This window comes from Paenibacillus apiarius, from assembly GCF_017052585.1.
Lineage (GTDB): Bacteria > Bacillota > Bacilli > Paenibacillales > Paenibacillaceae > Paenibacillus_B > Paenibacillus_B apiarius.
In genome coordinates, this window is the sequence record NZ_JAFFHZ010000001.1 from 3,573,790 (window position 1) to 3,593,254 (window position 19,465).

At 50.9% G+C, this 19,465-nt stretch carries 15 protein-coding genes and 1 riboswitch; of the genes, 14 read left to right on the forward strand and 1 reads right to left on the reverse strand.

Annotated elements, in window-relative coordinates:
• The 14 genes from JSQ80_RS15955 to JSQ80_RS16020 all read left to right on the forward strand — a co-directional run bounded on the left by JSQ80_RS15955 (window position 1) and on the right by JSQ80_RS16020 (window position 17,708).
• The gene (locus JSQ80_RS15955) at window positions 1-2,454 is read left to right on the forward strand and encodes a transcription initiation factor TFIID (RefSeq protein WP_206095995.1); all 2,454 of its coding nucleotides are present in this window, start codon (window positions 1-3) and stop codon (window positions 2,452-2,454) included.
• A gap of 119 nt (window positions 2,455-2,573) precedes the next feature.
• Window positions 2,574-3,857: a vWA domain-containing protein gene (locus tag JSQ80_RS15960; RefSeq protein WP_206095996.1), complete on the forward strand. Its 1,284-nt coding sequence runs from the start codon at window positions 2,574-2,576 to the stop codon at window positions 3,855-3,857.
• A 21-nt stretch (window positions 3,858-3,878) separates the two neighbouring features.
• On the forward strand, window positions 3,879-4,514 hold the full coding sequence (locus tag JSQ80_RS15965; protein WP_206095997.1) for a beta-mannanase: 636 nt from the start codon (window positions 3,879-3,881) through the stop codon (window positions 4,512-4,514).
• 13 nt (window positions 4,515-4,527) lie between these two features.
• Window positions 4,528-5,790: a hypothetical protein gene (locus JSQ80_RS15970; protein WP_206095998.1), complete on the forward strand. Its 1,263-nt coding sequence runs from the start codon at window positions 4,528-4,530 to the stop codon at window positions 5,788-5,790.
• Complete coding sequence (locus tag JSQ80_RS15975; protein WP_206095999.1) at window positions 5,787-8,702, forward strand: GAP1-N2 domain-containing protein; 2,916 nt, start codon at window positions 5,787-5,789, stop codon at window positions 8,700-8,702. The genes JSQ80_RS15970 and JSQ80_RS15975 overlap by 4 nt, the downstream gene beginning before the upstream one ends.
• A 201-nt stretch (window positions 8,703-8,903) precedes the next feature.
• Window positions 8,904-9,794, forward strand: coding sequence for a decaprenyl-phosphate phosphoribosyltransferase (locus JSQ80_RS15980; protein ID WP_206097627.1), 891 nt, complete (start codon window positions 8,904-8,906; stop codon window positions 9,792-9,794).
• A gap of 27 nt (window positions 9,795-9,821) precedes the next feature.
• Window positions 9,822-10,460, forward strand: coding sequence for an HAD family hydrolase (locus tag JSQ80_RS15985; RefSeq protein WP_087435054.1), 639 nt, complete (start codon window positions 9,822-9,824; stop codon window positions 10,458-10,460).
• Window positions 10,448-10,777 carry an EamA family transporter gene (locus JSQ80_RS15990; protein ID WP_087435053.1) on the forward strand — a complete coding sequence of 110 codons (330 nt, stop codon included), beginning with the start codon at window positions 10,448-10,450 and terminating at the stop codon, window positions 10,775-10,777. The genes JSQ80_RS15985 and JSQ80_RS15990 overlap by 13 nt, the downstream gene beginning before the upstream one ends.
• Entirely contained in the window at window positions 10,767-11,084 is a 318-nt protein-coding gene (locus JSQ80_RS15995; protein WP_087435052.1) for an EamA family transporter, read from the forward strand. The genes JSQ80_RS15990 and JSQ80_RS15995 overlap by 11 nt, the downstream gene beginning before the upstream one ends.
• A gap of 47 nt (window positions 11,085-11,131) precedes the next feature.
• A complete protein-coding gene (locus JSQ80_RS16000) occupies window positions 11,132-12,427 on the forward strand; it encodes a DUF6080 domain-containing protein (RefSeq protein WP_087435051.1) in 1,296 nt (431 codons plus the stop codon).
• A 72-nt stretch (window positions 12,428-12,499) separates the two neighbouring features.
• Complete coding sequence (locus tag JSQ80_RS16005; protein WP_206097628.1) at window positions 12,500-14,425, forward strand: LTA synthase family protein; 1,926 nt, start codon at window positions 12,500-12,502, stop codon at window positions 14,423-14,425.
• Window positions 14,426-14,642: 217 nt separating this feature from the next.
• Complete coding sequence (locus JSQ80_RS16010) at window positions 14,643-14,897, forward strand: YciI family protein (protein WP_206096000.1); 255 nt, start codon at window positions 14,643-14,645, stop codon at window positions 14,895-14,897.
• 148 nt (window positions 14,898-15,045) lie between these two features.
• Window positions 15,046-15,903 (forward strand): lipoate--protein ligase family protein, encoded by an 858-nt coding sequence (locus JSQ80_RS16015; protein ID WP_206097629.1) that lies wholly within the window; start codon window positions 15,046-15,048, stop codon window positions 15,901-15,903.
• Between the two features lie 893 nt (window positions 15,904-16,796).
• Window positions 16,797-17,708, forward strand: a complete 912-nt coding sequence (locus tag JSQ80_RS16020; RefSeq protein WP_206096001.1) for a transposase — start codon at window positions 16,797-16,799, stop codon at window positions 17,706-17,708.
• Between the two features lie 1,030 nt (window positions 17,709-18,738).
• On the opposite strand, the gene JSQ80_RS16025 is transcribed toward JSQ80_RS16020, so the two are convergent.
• A complete protein-coding gene (locus JSQ80_RS16025; RefSeq protein ID WP_240463687.1) occupies window positions 18,739-19,239 on the reverse strand; it encodes a helix-turn-helix domain-containing protein in 501 nt (166 codons plus the stop codon).
• Between the two features lie 105 nt (window positions 19,240-19,344).
• A riboswitch (cyclic di-GMP riboswitch) is annotated at window positions 19,345-19,430 on the forward strand.
• Window positions 19,431-19,465 lie beyond the last annotated feature (35 nt).

A 19,465-nucleotide genomic window follows, 5' to 3' on the forward strand; every position in this document is an offset into this window, starting at 1 on the left:
ATGAACGAATATGTGGAACGGTTCGCATCCGAATATGCGATGGCAGAAGAAAGGTTGACTGGACAAGGGGACGGCCAGAGCAGCATCCATTATCCGACCGTGTTCTTGTTCGTCGGAGACAAGACGGCGGATGCGATTGAACCGATGATTCGGATTAATGAACGCAAGTGGGATAATAGCGCCGGTGTCATGTACGTGCACGCAGTAGCGCGTGACGGCGCTGCGCCTGGCGCGCTGGCTGCAGCCGGCTCCGGCACGGCGGGGGACGGGTCGGACGCGCGCTCCGGCGGTTCTCGGCAGCACAATCCGAATCATCCGCAGGTGACCCGGCTTGTGCTCCCTGTCAGCGCAGAGCAAGGGAAAGAAAAAGGAAAGACGATGCGTAAAGAGCTATATCAGCAGCTGTACCAGAATGAAGGCAGCCTGTTCGAGCTGAACCGCGCCCTGCGCCAAGTCAGTCACAATATTGCCGAGTATGGCCGTTTGTACGCTTCTTTCGATCGGATCCATCTGGCTGTCATTACGCGGGTTGATGACCCGCTTAATGTGTTCATTGCAGAAATCGCGCTGCTTGCCGAAGCCATCTTCAGCCAATCGTTCAAGTCGGTGCAGAAGGATCTGTATGCGCTGATTAGCGAACGCGAACAGGTTGAGGTATTCGGATATGCCAGCTCCGTGGGCGTCGCGTTCCTGCGCGAGCTGGACTACATGCAGAGCGCGGATTACGCATTTTCAGCCCGCTTGCACGTGACGGAGGACGGCATCTCGATTCCGGTCACGCACTCCGCCTCGCCTTTGTTCGATCTCGTGTACGTGCTGTCGGACAAAAATGAACGCGGCATATCGTCTTTCCATGACATGGACGACAATTACGACATTATATGCCATATGAATTTGCTGAAAAACCGCAAGCTAAAAGATTCGAGTCAAGACTTCAATAGTAGCGGCTATAACAACACGTCCTTCAAAAATAACATCATGACCGAAACGGGCCGTCAAGGCTATGTATCGGCTGGCTTCTCCAGAGTAAAACGCCCGAATCAATCTATTGCGCTTGCCGTGCTGTACCATTTCTGCAGAGAGCTGGTCTTGCGGATGGAAGGCGGACCGGACTGGAGCGCTGCGGAGAAGCTGGCCTTCTTCGGGCTGGATCCGAATGCGATGGCTGCCCGCGTGGCTCATGCCTTGCCTGATGACAGCAGAATCAGCGATATGAACGGCATCATGACTCACGATGTGAGCTTCGGCCAATTGAAGCGGATGACGCTGCGGGAGGCGGAGTCTGCCTTGTTCGGAAGCGGCTGCCATGTTTATTTCCAGGACAACTATGCCAAGGAAGCCGAGAAATATATGATGCAGCTAAATGCGGCGGAAGAGCTGAGCCGCACGATTCAAAGGCGGATGTCCGAGCAAGCCCAGGTCGGATTTCATCAAGTGTGCGAATGGACGAATGAAGCCAACGAGTCGGGGAGCGTATGGAAGGATCTGCATGCCCGCATGCGCGATCTTGCGCGGGCGCTCGATTCGGCGCGGGCCGAACTGGAACAGGTGTATCAGGAGCGGGTGGAGGAACAATCGTTCCAGCGCCTGCCATTGATGGACAAGCACAATGTGCGCAGCTTCGTGCGCAGCTTCTTCGATACGGTATACCGCAGGAAGCTGGAGCTCTTGCGGATGGAGACGGAGCTTCAGCTGTACCGGCGTCATGAAGCCGAGCTGGAGCGGCTGCACGCGGTTTATAAGCAGCAGGTGCAGCAGCTGAATAAGCTGGAGCATGCGCTGCGGGAAGCCGCGCTGGATAGCATTCGCCATGCCGACGATTATATTGGCCAAAACATAATGGAGTATTACGAGCGTGTCACGGCAACGATTATGCAGGACATCGAAGCCAAGCGAGGCCAAGGCGTCTTCTTCGAAGAGCGGTACATGGGCGGCATTGCGCAGCTCCTGGAGTCAGGAATCGAAGCTTTCACCGCGAGGCTGATTGCCGTGTGCAGACAGCATATTTTGACAGCTGAGCCGTTCAAGCAGACATTCGAGGAGGAACTGCTGCGCCGGGCGAACGTGACGATCGATTACAGCAACCGCGAGGTGCTGTCGAAGGACGAGCTGTTCAAGAAGCTGTATCGAACGTTGGAGGACCATGCAGGGATTAACATCCGCCTGTTGGACTATACGCACGAACACCGCTATGAGGAGAAATACTTTTTCGGAGACGCTGCGAGCGAGTTTATCGGTTATGCGCTGAGCGCCGACGATACGTCCCGCATATACAAGCTTGGCTGCGTGCATGAGCAACGGAGCAGCGGCGTCGAGAAGCTGAACATTATGGGCGGATTCCATATCGAAGATATTATGTATTACCGGAACGGCAAAGTGTACTACGAAAGCTACCTTGAGAACGGATATGAGTTCCATGGCATTGATCCAGGGCTGCTGCCGGAGCTTCGGTGATCGGGCTGCATCGGGCTAGGCCGGGCTAAATCAAGGCCGGGCCAACGCGGCATCAGACTGAACAAGGCTAGCGGACGGAACTGTAACTTCTAAATTCCATATGAAAGGAGGCAGACCATATGAATCGCAAAGTGAACATGCTCATGCTGCTGTTCAGCTTAATCGGGGGCGCGGTCGGCTTTGCCTGCGGTGAATGGCTGCTGCACAGCCTGCTCGGGGAGTGGCCGAATATCGTCGTCGTCGGCCTTTACTTTGGCATCATCGCGTTTTTTATCGGATTATTCTGCTTAATCGCCGAGCTGATATCTCCCCGCTTGAACGGTTCGTCCTGGCGGCAGCGGTACGCAGGCGCTTCTTGGAAGCTGCTCGTTCCGGCAACCTTGGTCATGCTGTTCGTGGCGGGACTGGCGCTGGAATTCGTGTATCAACTGGACGTCGGCGGATCTAAGCCGATCAAAGACATTGCGCTCGTCATTGATCATTCCGGAAGCATGCAGCAGAACGATCCGCACAATCAAAGATATGAAGCCGCAAAGCGCATGATTGCCGAGATGGACAGTGACAAGCGCGTTGCGGTTATCGCTTTTGACGATAGAGCCGAGCTGCTGCAGCCGTTCACGCAAGTGAAAGGCCAAGCGGAGAAAGACGCGATATACGCCAAGATGGATGCAATCGATTCATTGGGAGGCGGGACGGATATCGGACTGGCTCTCTCCGAAGCGATGAAGCAGATTCAGGACAACGAGGACGCGGGACGAGGCACGATGGTTGTGCTGCTGTCGGACGGCGTCAGCGACTTGAATACAAGCCAAGCGCTGGCGGAGTACCGGCAGCGGAGCATTGCGGTGAACACGATTGGACTCAATCTTGTCAACGGAGACGGAGCGATCCTGCTGAAGGAGATTGCAAGCCTTACCGGCGGGCAGTACTATGATGTTGCAAAAGCAGACGAATTGTCGTTCGTCTTCAATACGATTTACAGCACCATCGGAGACCGTACATTGGTTACGGAACGCACAGGAACGGTGCAGGACAGCGGTTACTACATGGCGCTGCGCCTCGTGGCGCTCACCCTTATCGGGGCGGCTCTCGGCCTGGCGCTCGGCTTGGTGTTCGACAACCGCTACTTGGCGCGAAGCTTCGCCATCGGCGGAGCGGTGGCCGGTCTCATAGCCGGCGCGCTGCTGGAGGCGGGGTTGACCGGGCGTCCGTTCACGGACGGTCTGTGCCGCCTGCTCGCCGATCTGGTGCTCGCGGGCGTTACCTCGTTGTTCACCTTGATCGTGCCGGTCAAGGAGAGTTATGTGCCGCGTGAAGAGCGTCACCGGCGGATCTCGGCTGGACGTGCCGCGGACGGAGTGGCGGAACGGAAGCAGGACAGCCGCAGCAGCAGAGGATTCTAGTCTCGGGGAGGCCGATTACAGATGCAGTATATCGAAGCGGATTCAACGGCTCCAGTCATCCGCGGATTAACTCACGGCGTTGATGAAGACCGCTGCACGCTGCGGTGGCTGTGGCCGGACGGCGTTCAGGCCGTCTACATTCACAAGGCCGGCGCGGATGAAGGGCTGGACGGACAGCCGCCGGCCGCCGGCTTGAAGCTGTATACCAAAGATGAATATAAAGCCAACAACGGCTATTACGATCGGATTGAAGGAATAGGGCGGCTCGTATATACGGTATACGCCTGTATCATGACGGGCGGCGAGACGCGGCTCATCTTGCAGCCGGATGGCGCGAACCGCATCGTGCTGAGCACGGGCAAGGCCAAAATTTATGTTTCGATCCGTCAAAAAAGCGGGTTGTTCAAAAAGTACAAGACGGTTCAAATCCAAGTGAGGGCAGAGGTTCCGGTTGACCAGGACGTGCTGTGCTACGTGAAAAAACAAGGCGGATACCCCGCCAACAAGGAGGATGGGACGGTATATCCATTCGTCGAGCCATTTGCCCCGGGGCGGAATGTGCTGCCTGTCATTGAGATCGGCAAGGACGACTACATCCGCTTATTTTTCACCGACGGCCGCCTATACGGTCAATTGTATGAGTTGATACCGGAATAAGGAGGACAAGAACATGGGGATTTTTGATATTTTTAAGAAAAAGCCGCAGGCGGCGCCCAAACCGCTGTTCTACGATATCGTATGTCCGTACTGCTTCAGCAAGTTCTCGCCGGAGGACGTCGTATTCCGTGCGGCCCATCATCGGGAAGATGACGAGAACTACGCGCTGCAGGAAGACGAGAAGCTGAATAAATACCGGGAACGATTCGGTCTGGACACGGTATATGACATGGAGGCGGTCATCGATCCGCGCGAGATCCCGGAGGAGCATCATATTCATTCGGATCATGTGCTGATCGGTCTGAACGACCGCTACGGTGTCGTAACGCGGAGAAGACTGTGCCCGCATTGCCACAATGAGCTGCCGGTGACGGCAGGCAAAGTGCCGAGCAACATCATTTCGATTATCGGCGCATCCCAGGTAGGCAAATCCGTGTACATGACTTCTTTGATTCATACGCTGCAGCATATGACGGCCGATCATTTCGATGCCGCCTGCATGCCGCTGAACGCGGAGATTAGCCGCAAGTTCCGCACGATGTACGAGGAGCCGCTGTTCGAACGCGGGGATCTGCTCGCTTCGACGCAGAAGGAGAAGATGCAGGAGCCGTTTATTTTCCAATTCGTGTTCAAGGATGAAGCGAAGCCTCCGCTGACGCTGGTGTTTTTCGACGTCGCGGGCGAAGGTATGGTTGATCAGGACTACTTGGGCCTGCACGGCCAGCATATTAAAAATTCCGCCGGCATTCTATTCATGGTGGATCCGCTCCAGATCCGTTCGATTCGCGAGAAGATCCGGATTAAATACGGGGACACGTCGGGCGAATGGGTGCCGCAATATGACGAGCCCCGCGACGTGGTGCTGACGATGTTTGGTGACTTCATCGCCTATGAGGACAAGAACAAGACAGACATTCCTACCGCGGTCGTGCTGACGAAGAGCGATATGCTGCATTCGTTGAAAGACGAGGACGGCGAATACATTAAATCAAACAGCAATATTTTTAACAACATGGTTCACCGCAAGCATTTGGATTTGACCGAATTCGAGAATATCGACGGGGAAATCCGGCGTTTTATCGAGAAGGTAGACCGTCCGTTCAAAGGAACGATGGATGTATATTTCTCCGATACCGCCTACTTCGCCGTGTCCGCGCTCGGCAGCAATCCGGTCAATCAGAAGCTGCAGGGCGTCGTCAGCCCGATTCGTGTAGACGAGCCGTTCATTTGGCTCTTGTATAAATTGAATTACATCGAGGGGAGAGAACAGCTGTGACGCCTAAGACTCCCACACCGATCCAGCAGCAGATGTATACGCGAGAGCGGCACGGGATATTCCGCTCGACGGAAGGCTATGACACAATTGCCAAATCTGACGGGCTAGACCCTAACTTTGTTAAAAAAGTGCTGCATCCGTTCTGTGTCTATGATGCCCCCGCGGAGCTAACCGCTCGCGGCGAGAAGGACGAAGCCGTTTATCCAAAGGCGGTGCATCTGTTCCATACGGACACGGGGCAGATGGTGCTCGGCTGCAGCGCCTACCTAGCTGCTGATTTTACAGGGCTGCGCAGCGCCTTCTTCTCCCATAACTATGTCATTCCTGCGGAGCGCGCGGCAGAAGCGGCCAAAGACTATGCCTCTCTGCTGAATGCATCGTTTGCCGAAAGCTACGATATCGAGACAGGCATGTCGCTTCCGGAATTGGATCGCTTGCCCGCCTCAGCAGAGCCGTCTCCTCCGGATTCGCCCGCCGAGCTGCTCGCCAGCCTCGGCATCGATGAGAAGCTGTTCAAGCAGCTGCTGTTCGCGATTATGTCTTCGGTTGCAACGAAGCGGAAGGTGTACGTTGCGCTGGATGTCCCCGTGGAATCCATATCGGAGAACGCAAGGCAACTGCTTGGCGTACTTTATGCCAGCCTGCCTTATGCGTTCCGCAGCGTGCTTGGATTCATCACCTATGCGATGGAGCCGCAGAGCAAGAAGGGCATTCATCTTACCTTTGTCGAGCAAGGAAGCTTGCGTCCGAACGACCGCAATGTCGACAAAGATTATACGTTCGATCTCGCTTCGCAGCGCGTCACGAATGTGGACATCGACTTTGCGAAGCAGCCTTTTTTGAACTTTGCCTGGGCCAATGTGGGGCGTCCGGAGCGCGCGGACAGCTTCTATCAATTTGCCGAGCGAATGTTGGCGGATATGGATCCGAAGCGGCATACCGCGATCGCTAGCTATCATGAGCTTGCCGTGTTTTTTCAGATCGAAGAAGGCAACGAGGCGTTGTATGATGCGAATCGAAGCATGGTGCTGCGGTCGATGCTCGAATATTTGTCTCCCGAGGGGGCGCTTGCGGCCAAGGAGCGTCTGAACGAACTGTTTCTAGGCCGATTCAACCGCGAATTCGGGCTGGCGAAGCAGCGGCAGGTGGCGGATCTGTCCATTGTGAAGTGCTTCAAGGAGTACAATGAGCTGGACGGCGCCGATATGGGCAATAATTTGATTGGCTACTTGATCTGCGCCATTTATAATGCCGTGATGGAGAAGGGCAAGGAACGGGGCGAAGCGTTCTATGGCCTGATTGAGAGCGAGCCGGAATTGAGCCGGGCGTTCTTTGATACGGTATTGCGGGGCGGAAAAGCCAAAGAGCTGTTCGAGCCCTACATTCAACACAAATTCCATGCCGCGCAGAAGGCGATTGACGTCGTGCAGCTGGCGCATCATTGGTCAAGCACGCACCCGCTCGTGCTGCGGGATGATTCTTTCGTGGAGCTGGCTGCGACACAACTGGTGGAGAAGCTGCGCCGGGAAGCAGAGCCAGTCGCGGCGGTGAACGAGGTGCTGGAACGGATTGCGCGGCTGCCGATCGATGACAGCCGTTCTTCGGGGGCGAGCCATGCGGTGTTTATGGAGCGCCTGTCTTATGCGGCGAACGTGTTCCTGCTGACCGATTTGAACTTGGAGCAGGTGCGGAAGGAGCCGTTTCTGCAAATTCAATTTTTGCAGCATCCGCATGAGGTGAAGCAGTGGGTAGCGCGCTTCAATCAGCAGGTGCAGAACCAGGCGGCGGTAATGCTGTCTGCTTATCGCTGGTTCAGCGAACGGGACCCGGACCCGGCGGTGTTCGACGATCTGTCGCTGACGGAAATGGATCGTGTCCAACAGTTAGGCCGCAGATGGCTGCAGAAGGAGATTGAGCCATCCCAATTCGGCAGGCTGGTGCTTGCCTTCTATCGCGAAGCGGATAAGGGGTTGGTCGAATACGGGGCGCTGCTTCATTATTTGAGCCAGCATGCTCCGGATAAGGAGACGGTGTACCAGTTCATGAACTGGTCTGAGAAGCATCCGCTCTTTGCCGGTTCGAGAAAGCTTATTCCAGCCTATGCAACGGCGATTGTGGCGTACTTCAAAAAATATGATCGCGATGCGTTCAAGAAGCGGACGAATCGCCACTATTTCGCCCAGGCAGGCGCTGCGCTTCAAGCTGTATATGACAAGGCGCGGCTGGAGCTGTCCTCTCCGTTCATGAAGCTGATAAGACGGAACCGAAAGGCAAGTTTATTTTCGCTAGCGGCTGTCGTCGTTATTGGCGGGACGCTAATCGGTCTGCTTGCCGCAGGGGGATTTGAGAAGGACAAGCCGGTGTTGGCGGACAAGCCTGCAGATGATGCCAAGACGCAAGGGGATGCGCAGACAACTGCGGACAAGCAGCCGGCGGTATTCGCGCGCGACACGGAGGAAGACGTTGACGGCGTGAAAAAGACGGCGACGGAGCTGGTGTTCGACTTCGGTACGGCAGCTGAGTGTACGGCATTTCAGGCCAAGACGATTATCGTGAAGCTGGATGACGGCACGGAACGGGCGTTCACGGATAAGCGGCTGCAGCATGCTTGCGCGTCCGCTGCAGGGGCTGCAGAGACGCCGCCAGCCGATGCTGCCGGCGGTGCAATGGGAAGCGCGGCAGATGCCTCATCCCCGGCCTCGCAGGATAGCGGCGATACCGAAGCAGCCAACGGCGCTGACAATGCAGCTGGCAGCAATTCCGCACCGGAGATGGATGCGGCTCAGCCGGCTGCTCAACCATCGGGCGATCCGTTATATCAAGTCGTCGTTCCATTGGGGGAGCAGCTTACGCTCGCGAACATCAATCAGGTCATCGTGGATGACAAATTGATTCCATACATTGTGAAATAGGGGGCGCTTGTGCCCCTATTTTTCTGTTTTCTATTCCATATAGATATAAGGTTTTACCGAAATAGTGCCTTCTCGACCATATAATTTCATCGGGATTTATAATATAATATGTCGATATGTTTGTGTGAAGGTAGATATAGTAATGTTTGCAAAGGGGTTTAAAAAGCATTGAACGTGAATTTAGAACCTACCAATCGATCGTTGATTACTTCCTCGGCGAAGAGCAGCAATGTGCTGACGCTGCTGTTCACACAGTTGAGGCCGAAGCAGTGGACCAAAAATTTGCTTGTGTTCGCGGCCCTTCTATTTTCTTTGAAAGCGGTCGATCTATCGGCGTTCATCCGATCGCTAGCCGTTTTTTTTCTGTTCAGTTTTGTGTCGGGGTGCGTCTATATCATTAATGACTACGCAGACAGGGAAGCCGATCGTATACATCCGATCAAAAAAAATCGGCCTATGGCTTCCGGAGCTTTGAATCCGGTATTGGCATTATGGTTTGGCGGGGTGCTGCTGGCGGCTTCGCTGGTTGCATCGTATTTTATCAACCCGCTTCTGACAGTCCTGCTGGTTGTATACTTTGCCTTGAATGTATCCTATTCTTTCAAGTTGAAACATATGGTCATTCTGGACATCATGGTCATCGCTTCTGGCTTTGTCCTGCGCGCTATTGCGGGCGGGCTGGCCATTCACGTCCATTTAACGCCGTGGTTTTTGTTGTGTACGATGCTGCTGTCGCTATTTCTCGCTATCGGAAAACGGCGGCATGAGTTGTTTTTGCTTGAGGATCAAAAAGGCACTCACCGGAAAGTGCTCGAAAAATATTCCTTTGCGCTGCTGGATCAGCTGACTGGCATTGTCGCTACGGCGACGATTATAAGCTACTCGCTTTTTACTTTTACAGCCGGACGAACGATCTATCTCATGTGGACAATACCGCTCGTCATCTATGGCATTTTCAGATATTTGTACCTCGTTCATATGGAGAATAAAGGCGGGGCGCCAGACCGGATGCTGCTGGAGGACAAACACATCCTAGCAACCGTTGTTTTATACGTGATCAGCGTTTTGGCTATCTTGCTCCTGTTTGAGTAAGGAGCAGTAAGGGGTTGATACATACATATGCCGACAAAAATAGCTTTTTTTGATATAGATAAAACGATTACCCGGCATGATTCCATGCTTTTGTTCGTCAAGTACGGCATTGCGAAGAAACCGAGGGCTGCAATCCATTTGTTCTCGATTGCTTGGAATCTATTGCTTTACAAGCTGAGAAGGATACCTGCCGATAAAGCAAAGCAGGCGTTTTTTCATGCGATTGCTTACATGGACGAGGCTGATTTAGAAGCTTTTTATGATGATGTTCTTGTGAAAGATATGTACCAGGACGCCGTGGCCGAATTGAAGAGCAAGAAAGCGCAAGGCTTCCGTGTTTTACTCGTCACGGCTTCACCCCATGCCTATATGAAATACTTCACTAAGCTGGGCTGTGTGGACGAAGTCATCGCAACCCGGCTTGAAATGCGGGGCGGACGCTACACCCGAAACATTCAGGGAGTGAACTGCAAAGGGGAAGAAAAGGCGGTGCGGATTCAAGAATATTTGAATCTGCACCAACTTGCCATTGATTATGAGGCGTCATGCGCTTATTCAGACTGCATGAGCGATCTGCCCATGTTCAAGCTAGTCAAAAATGGCTACTTAATCCACAGCAATCAAGGTCAAAGTGAAGGGCTGGAGGAAATAAGATGGAACTCATGACTGCCCGGCACACGGGGAAGGTGCTGATGATCATTTCGGCTTTTTGCACAGCGACGGGACAGCTGTTCTGGAAATGGGGAGTGCACCAGCTGATTTATCTCGGAGTAGGATTTGTGTTCTACGGCGTCGGCGCACTGCTCATGATTAAGTCCCTCTCTCTGGAGAAGCTGTCCGTCGCTTACCCGCTCATGTCCAGCAGTTATATTTTTGCGCTCATCTATGGGGGGCTGCTCTTGAACGAAACCGTCAATCTGCAAAAGGGGATCGCCGTTCTGCTATTGATGATCGGAGTGGTGTTGATAAGCTATGAGAAGTGAATGGTTATGGGGTCTGCTTATATTGATGACGTTGTTCGGCTCGTTCGGAAGCGCGTGCTTCAAAATGTTTTCCCTGCGCAAAAAAAAGTGGATTCTGCTCGCCGGATTTCTGCTCTATGGGATTGGAGCACTGCTCAATATATATCTGCTGCGTTTTCTTCCATACACGGTTGTTCTTCCGGCTAACGCGTTAACCTATATTTGGACGATGTATTTGGCGAAAGTTTTATTCAAAGAAACGATCGGATTTTATAAGATGGCCGGCATTGCTTTTATTTTTGCCGGATTGCTGCTGCTCGTGTTGTAATCGGGATATCGGGATAGGACCAACTGATTTAAATGGAGGAAGAGATAATGGGGTTTTGGAAATCAGTGTTTTCCGAAAGGCAAGACAACCGGAAAGCGCTGCTGCTGCTTTTGTTTTTTTTCATATTTTACATAACGGTGAATATTCCTTTTTTGACGTATATGGAACAAAATAAAGCCGTTTTAAATCCGCTCAGTCCTTTTTATGGAGCGCCTTTTACGCTGAATTTATTCAATTTCGATCCTTCTCTTTATTATGCGCCGCAATCTTCTGTGATCCACCCGCTGCTTAATTACTTGTCAACACCGCTGAAGCAGCTTGCCGCTCTAACCTTTGGCAATGCCCTCTTTCTCGGTATTCAAAGCTTGATTAATGCGGCAGGCGTAGCCATCATGTATTACTATTTGCGCAAAAATAAATGCGGCAATGTATTGGCTGCGGGAACGGCGGCATTCTATGGAACCAGCTCTTATAGCCTTTTTACAGCCCTGATTCCGGATTCCTACCCTTATGCCATGTTCCTCCTTCTGCTAACGGTATTATACTGCCAATATTGCAGGCTGAATGATAGGCTTGATATATTGCCGGCTGCATTGCTGCTATTTCTTAACTTCGGCATTACGGTTACCAATGTGGTCACAGCAGCAGGAGCATTATTCTTCGGCACGCTCGGCAAGGGCAAGCAGTTTTGGTTCAGATGGATAAAGATAGCGATCGTATCCTTGCTGCTTGTCGCTCTCTTTACGATGCTGCAATTCTTTATTTTTTCGGGCAACTCTTGGATTACGACGTGGAAGCAAAATATACATGCCGGCGGTTTTAGCTACGTTGCTCCGTTTTCGTTGCAGCATCATTGGAAAGCGGTATACACGATGATTGAGAGCCCCATTATCACGCCACATCTGACTATGATTAACGAATCTATTATGGCGTTTGTCACGAATATGACCAATCCATTTGCGTTGCATGGCCATCTTATCGGAGCGATTGTCATCGGATTGACACTGCTGGCGCTGGCGAGAGGATATGCTGACAAAGAAGTTCAATCGCTTGCTGTATTTCCTCTCTTTGCACTGCTGCTGCACATTGTCGTCGGCTTTGGGCTGGGCGCATTTGAATATGATATGTATTTGTACGCAGGCCATTATCTGTTTGCCCTTTTTCTGCTGAGCGCGTGGTTCATTCACAGCCTGAGGGGCAAAGCCCGCAGCATTCTCACAGGGATCATCGTCATCTGTACGATAATTACGTTCACGGGCAATATTGCCGGTCACATGAAAGCGTTGGATAGCGTGAAGCAAATCTATCATCAAGTGGAATATTCTAGTGAATTTGTAGAGTAAATGGCCCACATTATGATAAGATAGTGAACGGAATGTAATATTATTGTAAAGGAAGTACGGCAAGTGAATAAAATGCATGAAATCAATTTGGAATCAAGACGCTCCCTGCTGCCAACAGTGACGGTTATGTCATTCCTGTTACTGGCCAAACTATCAATTCTTCGTTTATTCTTTTTTGGCGAAATCAGTGCAAGCGGATTGCTGAAGGATGCGGTATCCTTGCTGGTTATTATGAGCTTGCTGGAGCTCACGCTGCCCCGCAGAGTAAAGAGCACCATGTTTTGGGCGTTTAATGTTGTTTTTTCGCTCACTCTGTTTGCGGCTACTTTGTATCAGATTCATTTTAATTCGGTGCCGACGTATACGGCCCTTGGAGAATTGGGGCAGGTGCCTCAAATTCATTCCAGCATTCGCCCGCTGATCAAGCCTTCACATTTTCTGTTTTTCGGAGATTTTGCAATTGCCGCAATCATTGGGGGAATTCGCTTTTTCGGCAGCCGCCGGGCCATGCGTAATCGGGCTTCGGGCATCTCATTTGGTTCCTCTCGAAGCGTTGCATACAGATGGAAGGTTGCTGCTGCCTTCATGTTGGTGCTCAGCATCGGTTTTTCAATACTTTTCATTCATAATGGAGAAGCCATTGACAATGAACTTGTGAAGGCCGAAAATCTCGGCTTTTTGAATTTCCAGGTAGCTGCCGCTATTAAAAATAAAAGAGAGAATGACTTGATTGCCAATGGAAATCTGCAGCTGACGAAAGCGCAAGCGAAGTCGCTGCAATCGACCTACCCTTATCAGGAAGACGGATTCAATGCAGCCAAGCCTGCCTATTTTGGTTCAGCCAAAAACATGAACCTAATTATTGTACAAATGGAAGCATTTCAGAACTTCCCTATTCATTTAAAATTAGAGCAGCGGGAAATTACACCTGTACTGAACACCCTTGCTAAAGAAAGTTATTATTTCCCGTTCTTTTATCAGCAAATCGGCCAAGGCAATACATCGGATGCGGAGTTCTTGTCCAACACTTCTATCTACCCGACCGGGAAGGTCGCCATGTCAACGGGTTTTGGAAACAGACAGCTGCCGAGTCTGCCGCGACTCCTGCATGAGCATGACTATCACGCGGCAACATTTCATATCAATGATGTTCAGTTTTGGAGCCGTGATTTATTGTACCCTGGACTTGCCTTTGATCGTTATTATGATAAGCCTTTTTATAAAAATGACTATTTTAATGATTTTGGCGCTTCGGATGAAGAAATGTACCGGGTCGGCATAGAGAAATTGAGCGAGATGTCCAGCGACGGCAAGCCGTTCTATGCGCAGTTTGTTACGACGTCCAGTCATGCCCCGTTTGTCATTCCGGAAGATCGCCGGAGATTGAAGGTCCCGGCAGATATGAAAGGAACACAGCTGGGCAATTATTTGGAAGCTATCAACTATACCGATTACGCGCTTGGGCAATTCATTGAACAATTAAAACAAAAAGGGCTCTGGGATCATACGATGCTTGTTGTCTACGGCGATCACTCCGGAGTCAACCCGAAAGAGACGGACGGGAAGGAAATTACGGAGCGGCTGGGCATTCCCTATGATAATCAGGTCAGTCGCTTCAACATTCCGCTCTTGATTCACGTTCCGGGTCAGGGCGAAGGCAAGGTCGTTGAACGGATAGGCGGACAGATTGATATATTGCCGACTGTAGCCAATCTGATGGGAATATCGCTCGAGGAGCAACAGTTTACTGCGTTTGGACGCGATCTGTTGAACACGGATAACAACGTTATCGGCATGCGCTATTATTTGCCTACGGGCTCATTTTTCAATAATGACGTGTTGTTTGTTCCGGGTAAAGGCTTTGATGATGGAACGGCAATCTCTTTAAAGACGCTCGAACCTGTCCAGGTTCAGAACTCATATCGCAAAGACTATGATTATATTATGGCGCTGATGAAATTATCGGACGAATACGTTCAACTATTGCCAAAACGATAGGAACGAATGAACTGTGCGGCGGTCGGAGGCATCCTCGGCTTTTCAGACAAGGTGATGTGGTGTACTCTTAAGGAAGAAAACTGTATGCTCCGCTTGATTGCTCCGAGCATATTGTCTATTTTGACGACAGACGCATCACATGCTCTGACTGTATGGGCTGATCAAGCAGAAAGCGTCATCGGATACTATTTCTATGAAAAAGGAGACGAGATCAACCATGGCACACTTTGCAGCAATATTGGAAATGAAGGACGCATCCAAAAACCAGACGTTTCGCCAACAGCATTTAGATTATTTGGACAAGCTGAAGGAGCAAGGCAAGCTGTTCGCTAAAGGTCCGTTCGGCGACGGCTCGGGCGGCATGGTTGTATACATCGCCGATTCGATGGAGGAAGCGCGGCAGATTGCGGAGAACGATCCGTACGTAGTGGAAGGCGTAAGAGAGCTCAACCTGCGTGAGTGGAAAATCTAGGAATATTCGGCGGTATGCAACGAAAGCTCTAAGCATTTAAGACTCAAGAATCGAAAACTCAAGCAGCCAAAGGTGCGAAGTAAAGAAACCGCTCCTGCTCGGGAGGCTCGACATGAAGGATGAATTGGATCGATTGACTGAGATCGGCATGGAAAACCAAGAGCAAGATGGCGATGTCAACGGCGGGCTAGACAATCTGCTACTGCTGGATCGGACGAATGATCTTGCGGAAGCGGATGCGCTCTATCCGTTTGCGCTTGATGAACTGCTTTGCAGGCATGTCGGCAAGGGCGGCTCCCCGTTGTGCCATCTATGGCGCCATCCCCGTGCCTTTGTCATGGGGCAGCGCGACAGCCGCCTGCCCGGAGCCGCGGATGCGCAGCGCTGGCTGCAGTCGCTCGGGTATTCGACCCTTGTGCGCAATACCGGCGGCGCAGCTGTGCCGCTCGACCTGGGTGTGGTCAACATTTCGCTCATATTGCCAAAGCATGAGCGGGGAGACAAGCATTTTCACACCGACTTCGAGCGGATGTACCGCCTGATTCAGCTTGCGCTCCACGAGACCGGCTGCCAGGTGGACAAGGGCGAAGTCGAAGGCGCCTACTGCCCGGGTGACTTCGATCTGAGCATTGGCGGCCGCAAGTTCTGCGGAATCGCCCAGCGGCGCCAAGCGCACGCGTATATCGTGCAGGCGTTCGTCATCGCTGCTGGCTCGGGACGGGAGAGCACGCAGCTGGTGCGCGCGTTTTACGAACGAGCGGCCGCTGGAGCGGAGAGGCTGGATCACCCCGTCGTCACCGAGGAGAGCACGGCAAGCCTGGCGGAATCGGCTGGACTTGGCTCTGGGGCGGCTGAGGTGTTCACGGAAGCGGTCAAGCGCGTCATTCGCGCTCGGCAGACGGCGCAAGGTTTGAACGAAGCTGCAGCCAAGCTGTGGCTTCCGGATCCGGAGCAGGTGCGGGAGACGATGGGCTTGCTTCGTCGCCGGTATGGGATTGCACCGTAGACTGGGTAAACATCCTAACGAAACAGTAACAAGGGACGGGATAATGATATCCGGTCCTTTGTTTGCATTAAACAGCCATTGGATTCGAAAACAAAGAAATGAATGTCGAAAGCATGCAACCACTAAGTAGGAAAATAGGTAATAATTCATAGTCCGAGCAGGCTTGCGATAATCCGAGAGAGGGACTCCGCCATTACGCCTTTGTGCCACTCTGTCCGAGCATCAGGAGCTTCAAAATGAGCAGACCTCAGAGACTTCCCACCCGGTAAGGTATTGTCTTTAGACCTTTGTGCCACTCTGTCCGAGCATCAGGAGCTTCAAAATGAGCAGACCTCAGAGTACTTCCCACCGGTAAGGTATTGCCTTTAGACCTTTGTGCCACTCTGTCCGAGCATCAGGAGCTTCAAAATGAGCAGACCTCAGAGACTTCCCACCCGGTAAGGTATTGTCTTTAGACCTTTGTGCCACTCTGTCCAAGCATCAGGAGCTTCAAAATGAGCAGACCTCAGAGACTTCCCACCCGGTAAGGTATTGTCTTTAGACCTTTGTGCCACTCTGTCCAAGCATCAGGAGCTTCAAAATGAGCAGACCTCAGAGTACTTCCCACCGGTAAGGTATTGTCTTTAGACCTTTGTGCCACTCTGTCCAAGCATCAGGAGCTTTAAAATGACCTGAACCACACTTCCCTTCCCTTCCCTTCCGAGAGAAGACTCTCTGTCCGCTCCTTTGCATCATTCTCCCTTCTATTCAGCCCAGCAGGCTTGCCCTTGCAAATAAATAAATTTCATAATCTTTAGGAAATTAGCTTGAAATGAGAACGTGTGTTCCTTATAATGTATATAAGAACATTTGTTCTGAATCCGGAAAATCCCGTTGGCGAGGAGGATGTCTTAATGGAAGTCTTGCAATCTATCGTCACATTGGAAGAGTTACAGCGTCACTTTCACACTGAATCGGCTTGCGTTCCTTTTCTATATAAGTTGAAGTGGCCTGAAGGCTTTGTCTGTCCACGCTGTCAGCACACGCATACCTATGTCATACGGACACGAAGGCTTCCACTGTACGAGTGCCGCGTTTGCCGCCATCAGACATCGCTTATAGCCGGTACGGTCATGGAAGGCAGTCGGACGTCCTTGCAGAAGTGGCTGACTGCATTCTGGCTTGTCTCCCGTTCCGATATCGGCATCAATGCCGTCCGGCTCAGCTCGATAATTGAGGTGACATATAAGACTGCCTGGTTGATGCTGCATAAGATCCGGACTGCGATTAGTCGTGCCGATATTGAACGGCCGCTCGCGGGGCTGGTTCATGGCTTTGTAGCCTTCTATGGCCGCCATTCTTCAAGACAATTCAACCCGCGGGAATGCCCTCTAATCGTTGCCGAATCTGTCACATCAGACGGACAAACGGGTGAACTCAAGATGAAGCTTGTGGATCCGACCCATCTCTCCGACAATTTGCTGTTTCGTTCCGACTGTGAACACTTCGCCGAATTGCATCTTGCCAAGACTGCAACCGAGACATCTATCATCCGACACAATTGTCGGATTCGCCGCAATAGCCCCTTATATCAATCCTTCAAAAGGGCATGGCAGTGGATGAACGACACCTTTCACGGGATAGGTGCCAAATATCTTCAGACCTACCTAGATGAATTCTGCTTTCGATTCAATACATCACGCCATCATACGTCTGCTTGGGAGCAACTAGTGTGCTTATGCATGGCGGTGTTTTCTCCTGCCTCGGCTGCCTCTTGCACCCGATATGACGAGTCCTTCGTTTCAAGCACACCAACTGCAGCATGACCAAATTTGATTGAGTTGTTTCTTGTACGGAACGTTGTTCCGAAACGTATTAGACCTCAAGAAATAGCTCCGTTTCCGCTGTGATTCGTTTGTTTATTTTAGTTGTAGATCTCGAACTGTATGTGCTGTGACTATTTGCTTGTAAAGAATATGTACTTTGCTTTTCTCCTGTTGAGTCTGTTTGTCGTTTTGCTTGTACATTTTGCTCTATTCTTGCTGTGATTCGTTTGTTTATTTTAGTTGTAGATCTCGAACTGTATGTGCTGTGACTATTTGCTTGTAAAGAATATGTACTTTGCTCTTCTCCTGTTGAGTCTGTTTGTCGTTTTACTTGTACATTTTGCTCTATCCTCGCTATGATTCGTTTTTAACGATAAATCTTACTCTGTCTCACCTGAGGCCAATCGAAAAGTTAGACTAACATATTTTACTTCATTCAGTAATAACTTCCGTTGTCAATCTTTACGTTGAAAACCTTTTTATGAAATATTCATCCCATGTAATTTGTTGTTTTTTCTTGTCTTAAAGAAAACAATCATCATGCACGGGTATTGTTCGATATCAACTTTTTTTGGTTTCTGAATGAAGGGGATAATGGAGCTAAGAACTGAAATAGAGACCTGCTATGAGCACTATGATCGTAGCACCGAAAGGTTTGCACTATTTCCCTCATAGAGTTCGAGAGGGGAGGGGGCCGCGCCATATGAATAGGCATCACGCTAAATGAAATAGGTAAATAGTAGGACAGATAAACGAGATCAGTTTCTGTCTCCATGAGAGGGGCTGCTTCTGTTCTGGAAAAGGGCGACAACTGTTAGTGTTCACATTTTTATCACATTATCGTTTTCGCTCACGATAATATCATGGAACTGGATAATTGTACTGCTTCAATTAAACGTTTTATCGCACAAAAAAGCCCAAAATACCCGATAATTCATCATTTTTTGACAAAACTTGATTTGCATTGTCGAAAAATCGAAAGTAATATGTAAGAGAGGCGTTTAAGTTTTCATCTTAACGATCCGATGTATCATATGGGTCTTGAGTTCGATTCTTTCTCTGTTTTCTCAAGCGTATAACCATGTTTTGTATACTTTAGTCCTAATCGGCGCAGCATGTCGCGAATGCCGGTACGTGACATTTCAAGATGAAATTCCGACTGCAGCAAGGCACGAATGTCGCGCATGCTCCAAAGGGAAGCGCCATGAGCGGAAGGCGAAGGAGTGGAGACGATCCGACGAATCAATTCTCGCTCCTGCTCCGGAGACAGGTACCTGGCTTTGCCTGGAGCAAGTCTGCGGGCGATTAATTGCTCCATGCCGCCTTCGTTGAACTCCTTGACATAACCGGAGACGGATTGGCGATGGATGCCCAACTGCGCGGCTGCCTCTTTGGCGAAAGCGCCGGACATGATGAGGCGAATAGCCCGTACTCGATTGGCGAGTTGAACATCGTCCAAGCTGGCTGCCAGTTTTTCTAGCGAGTTCTCGTCCCACCCATGATTATTGGAGATAGATAGCTTTTTCATCATGATCACTCACTCTTGGGGTTTTATTCTAGTATTGGTCTTCATGAATGAAGGTATTCATTTCCAGTGGGTGATGTGCAAACAAATACGTATGAAAACCAAAATATAACTTGATAAAGGCAAACTTATCGAAAGGTAAGGACGCAAAGCCTCGGGCCTAACATCCATTGGATTATGGCGGCCGGGTTGCCATTCTATGTTGAAATACAACAACATTTATTTGGTGACG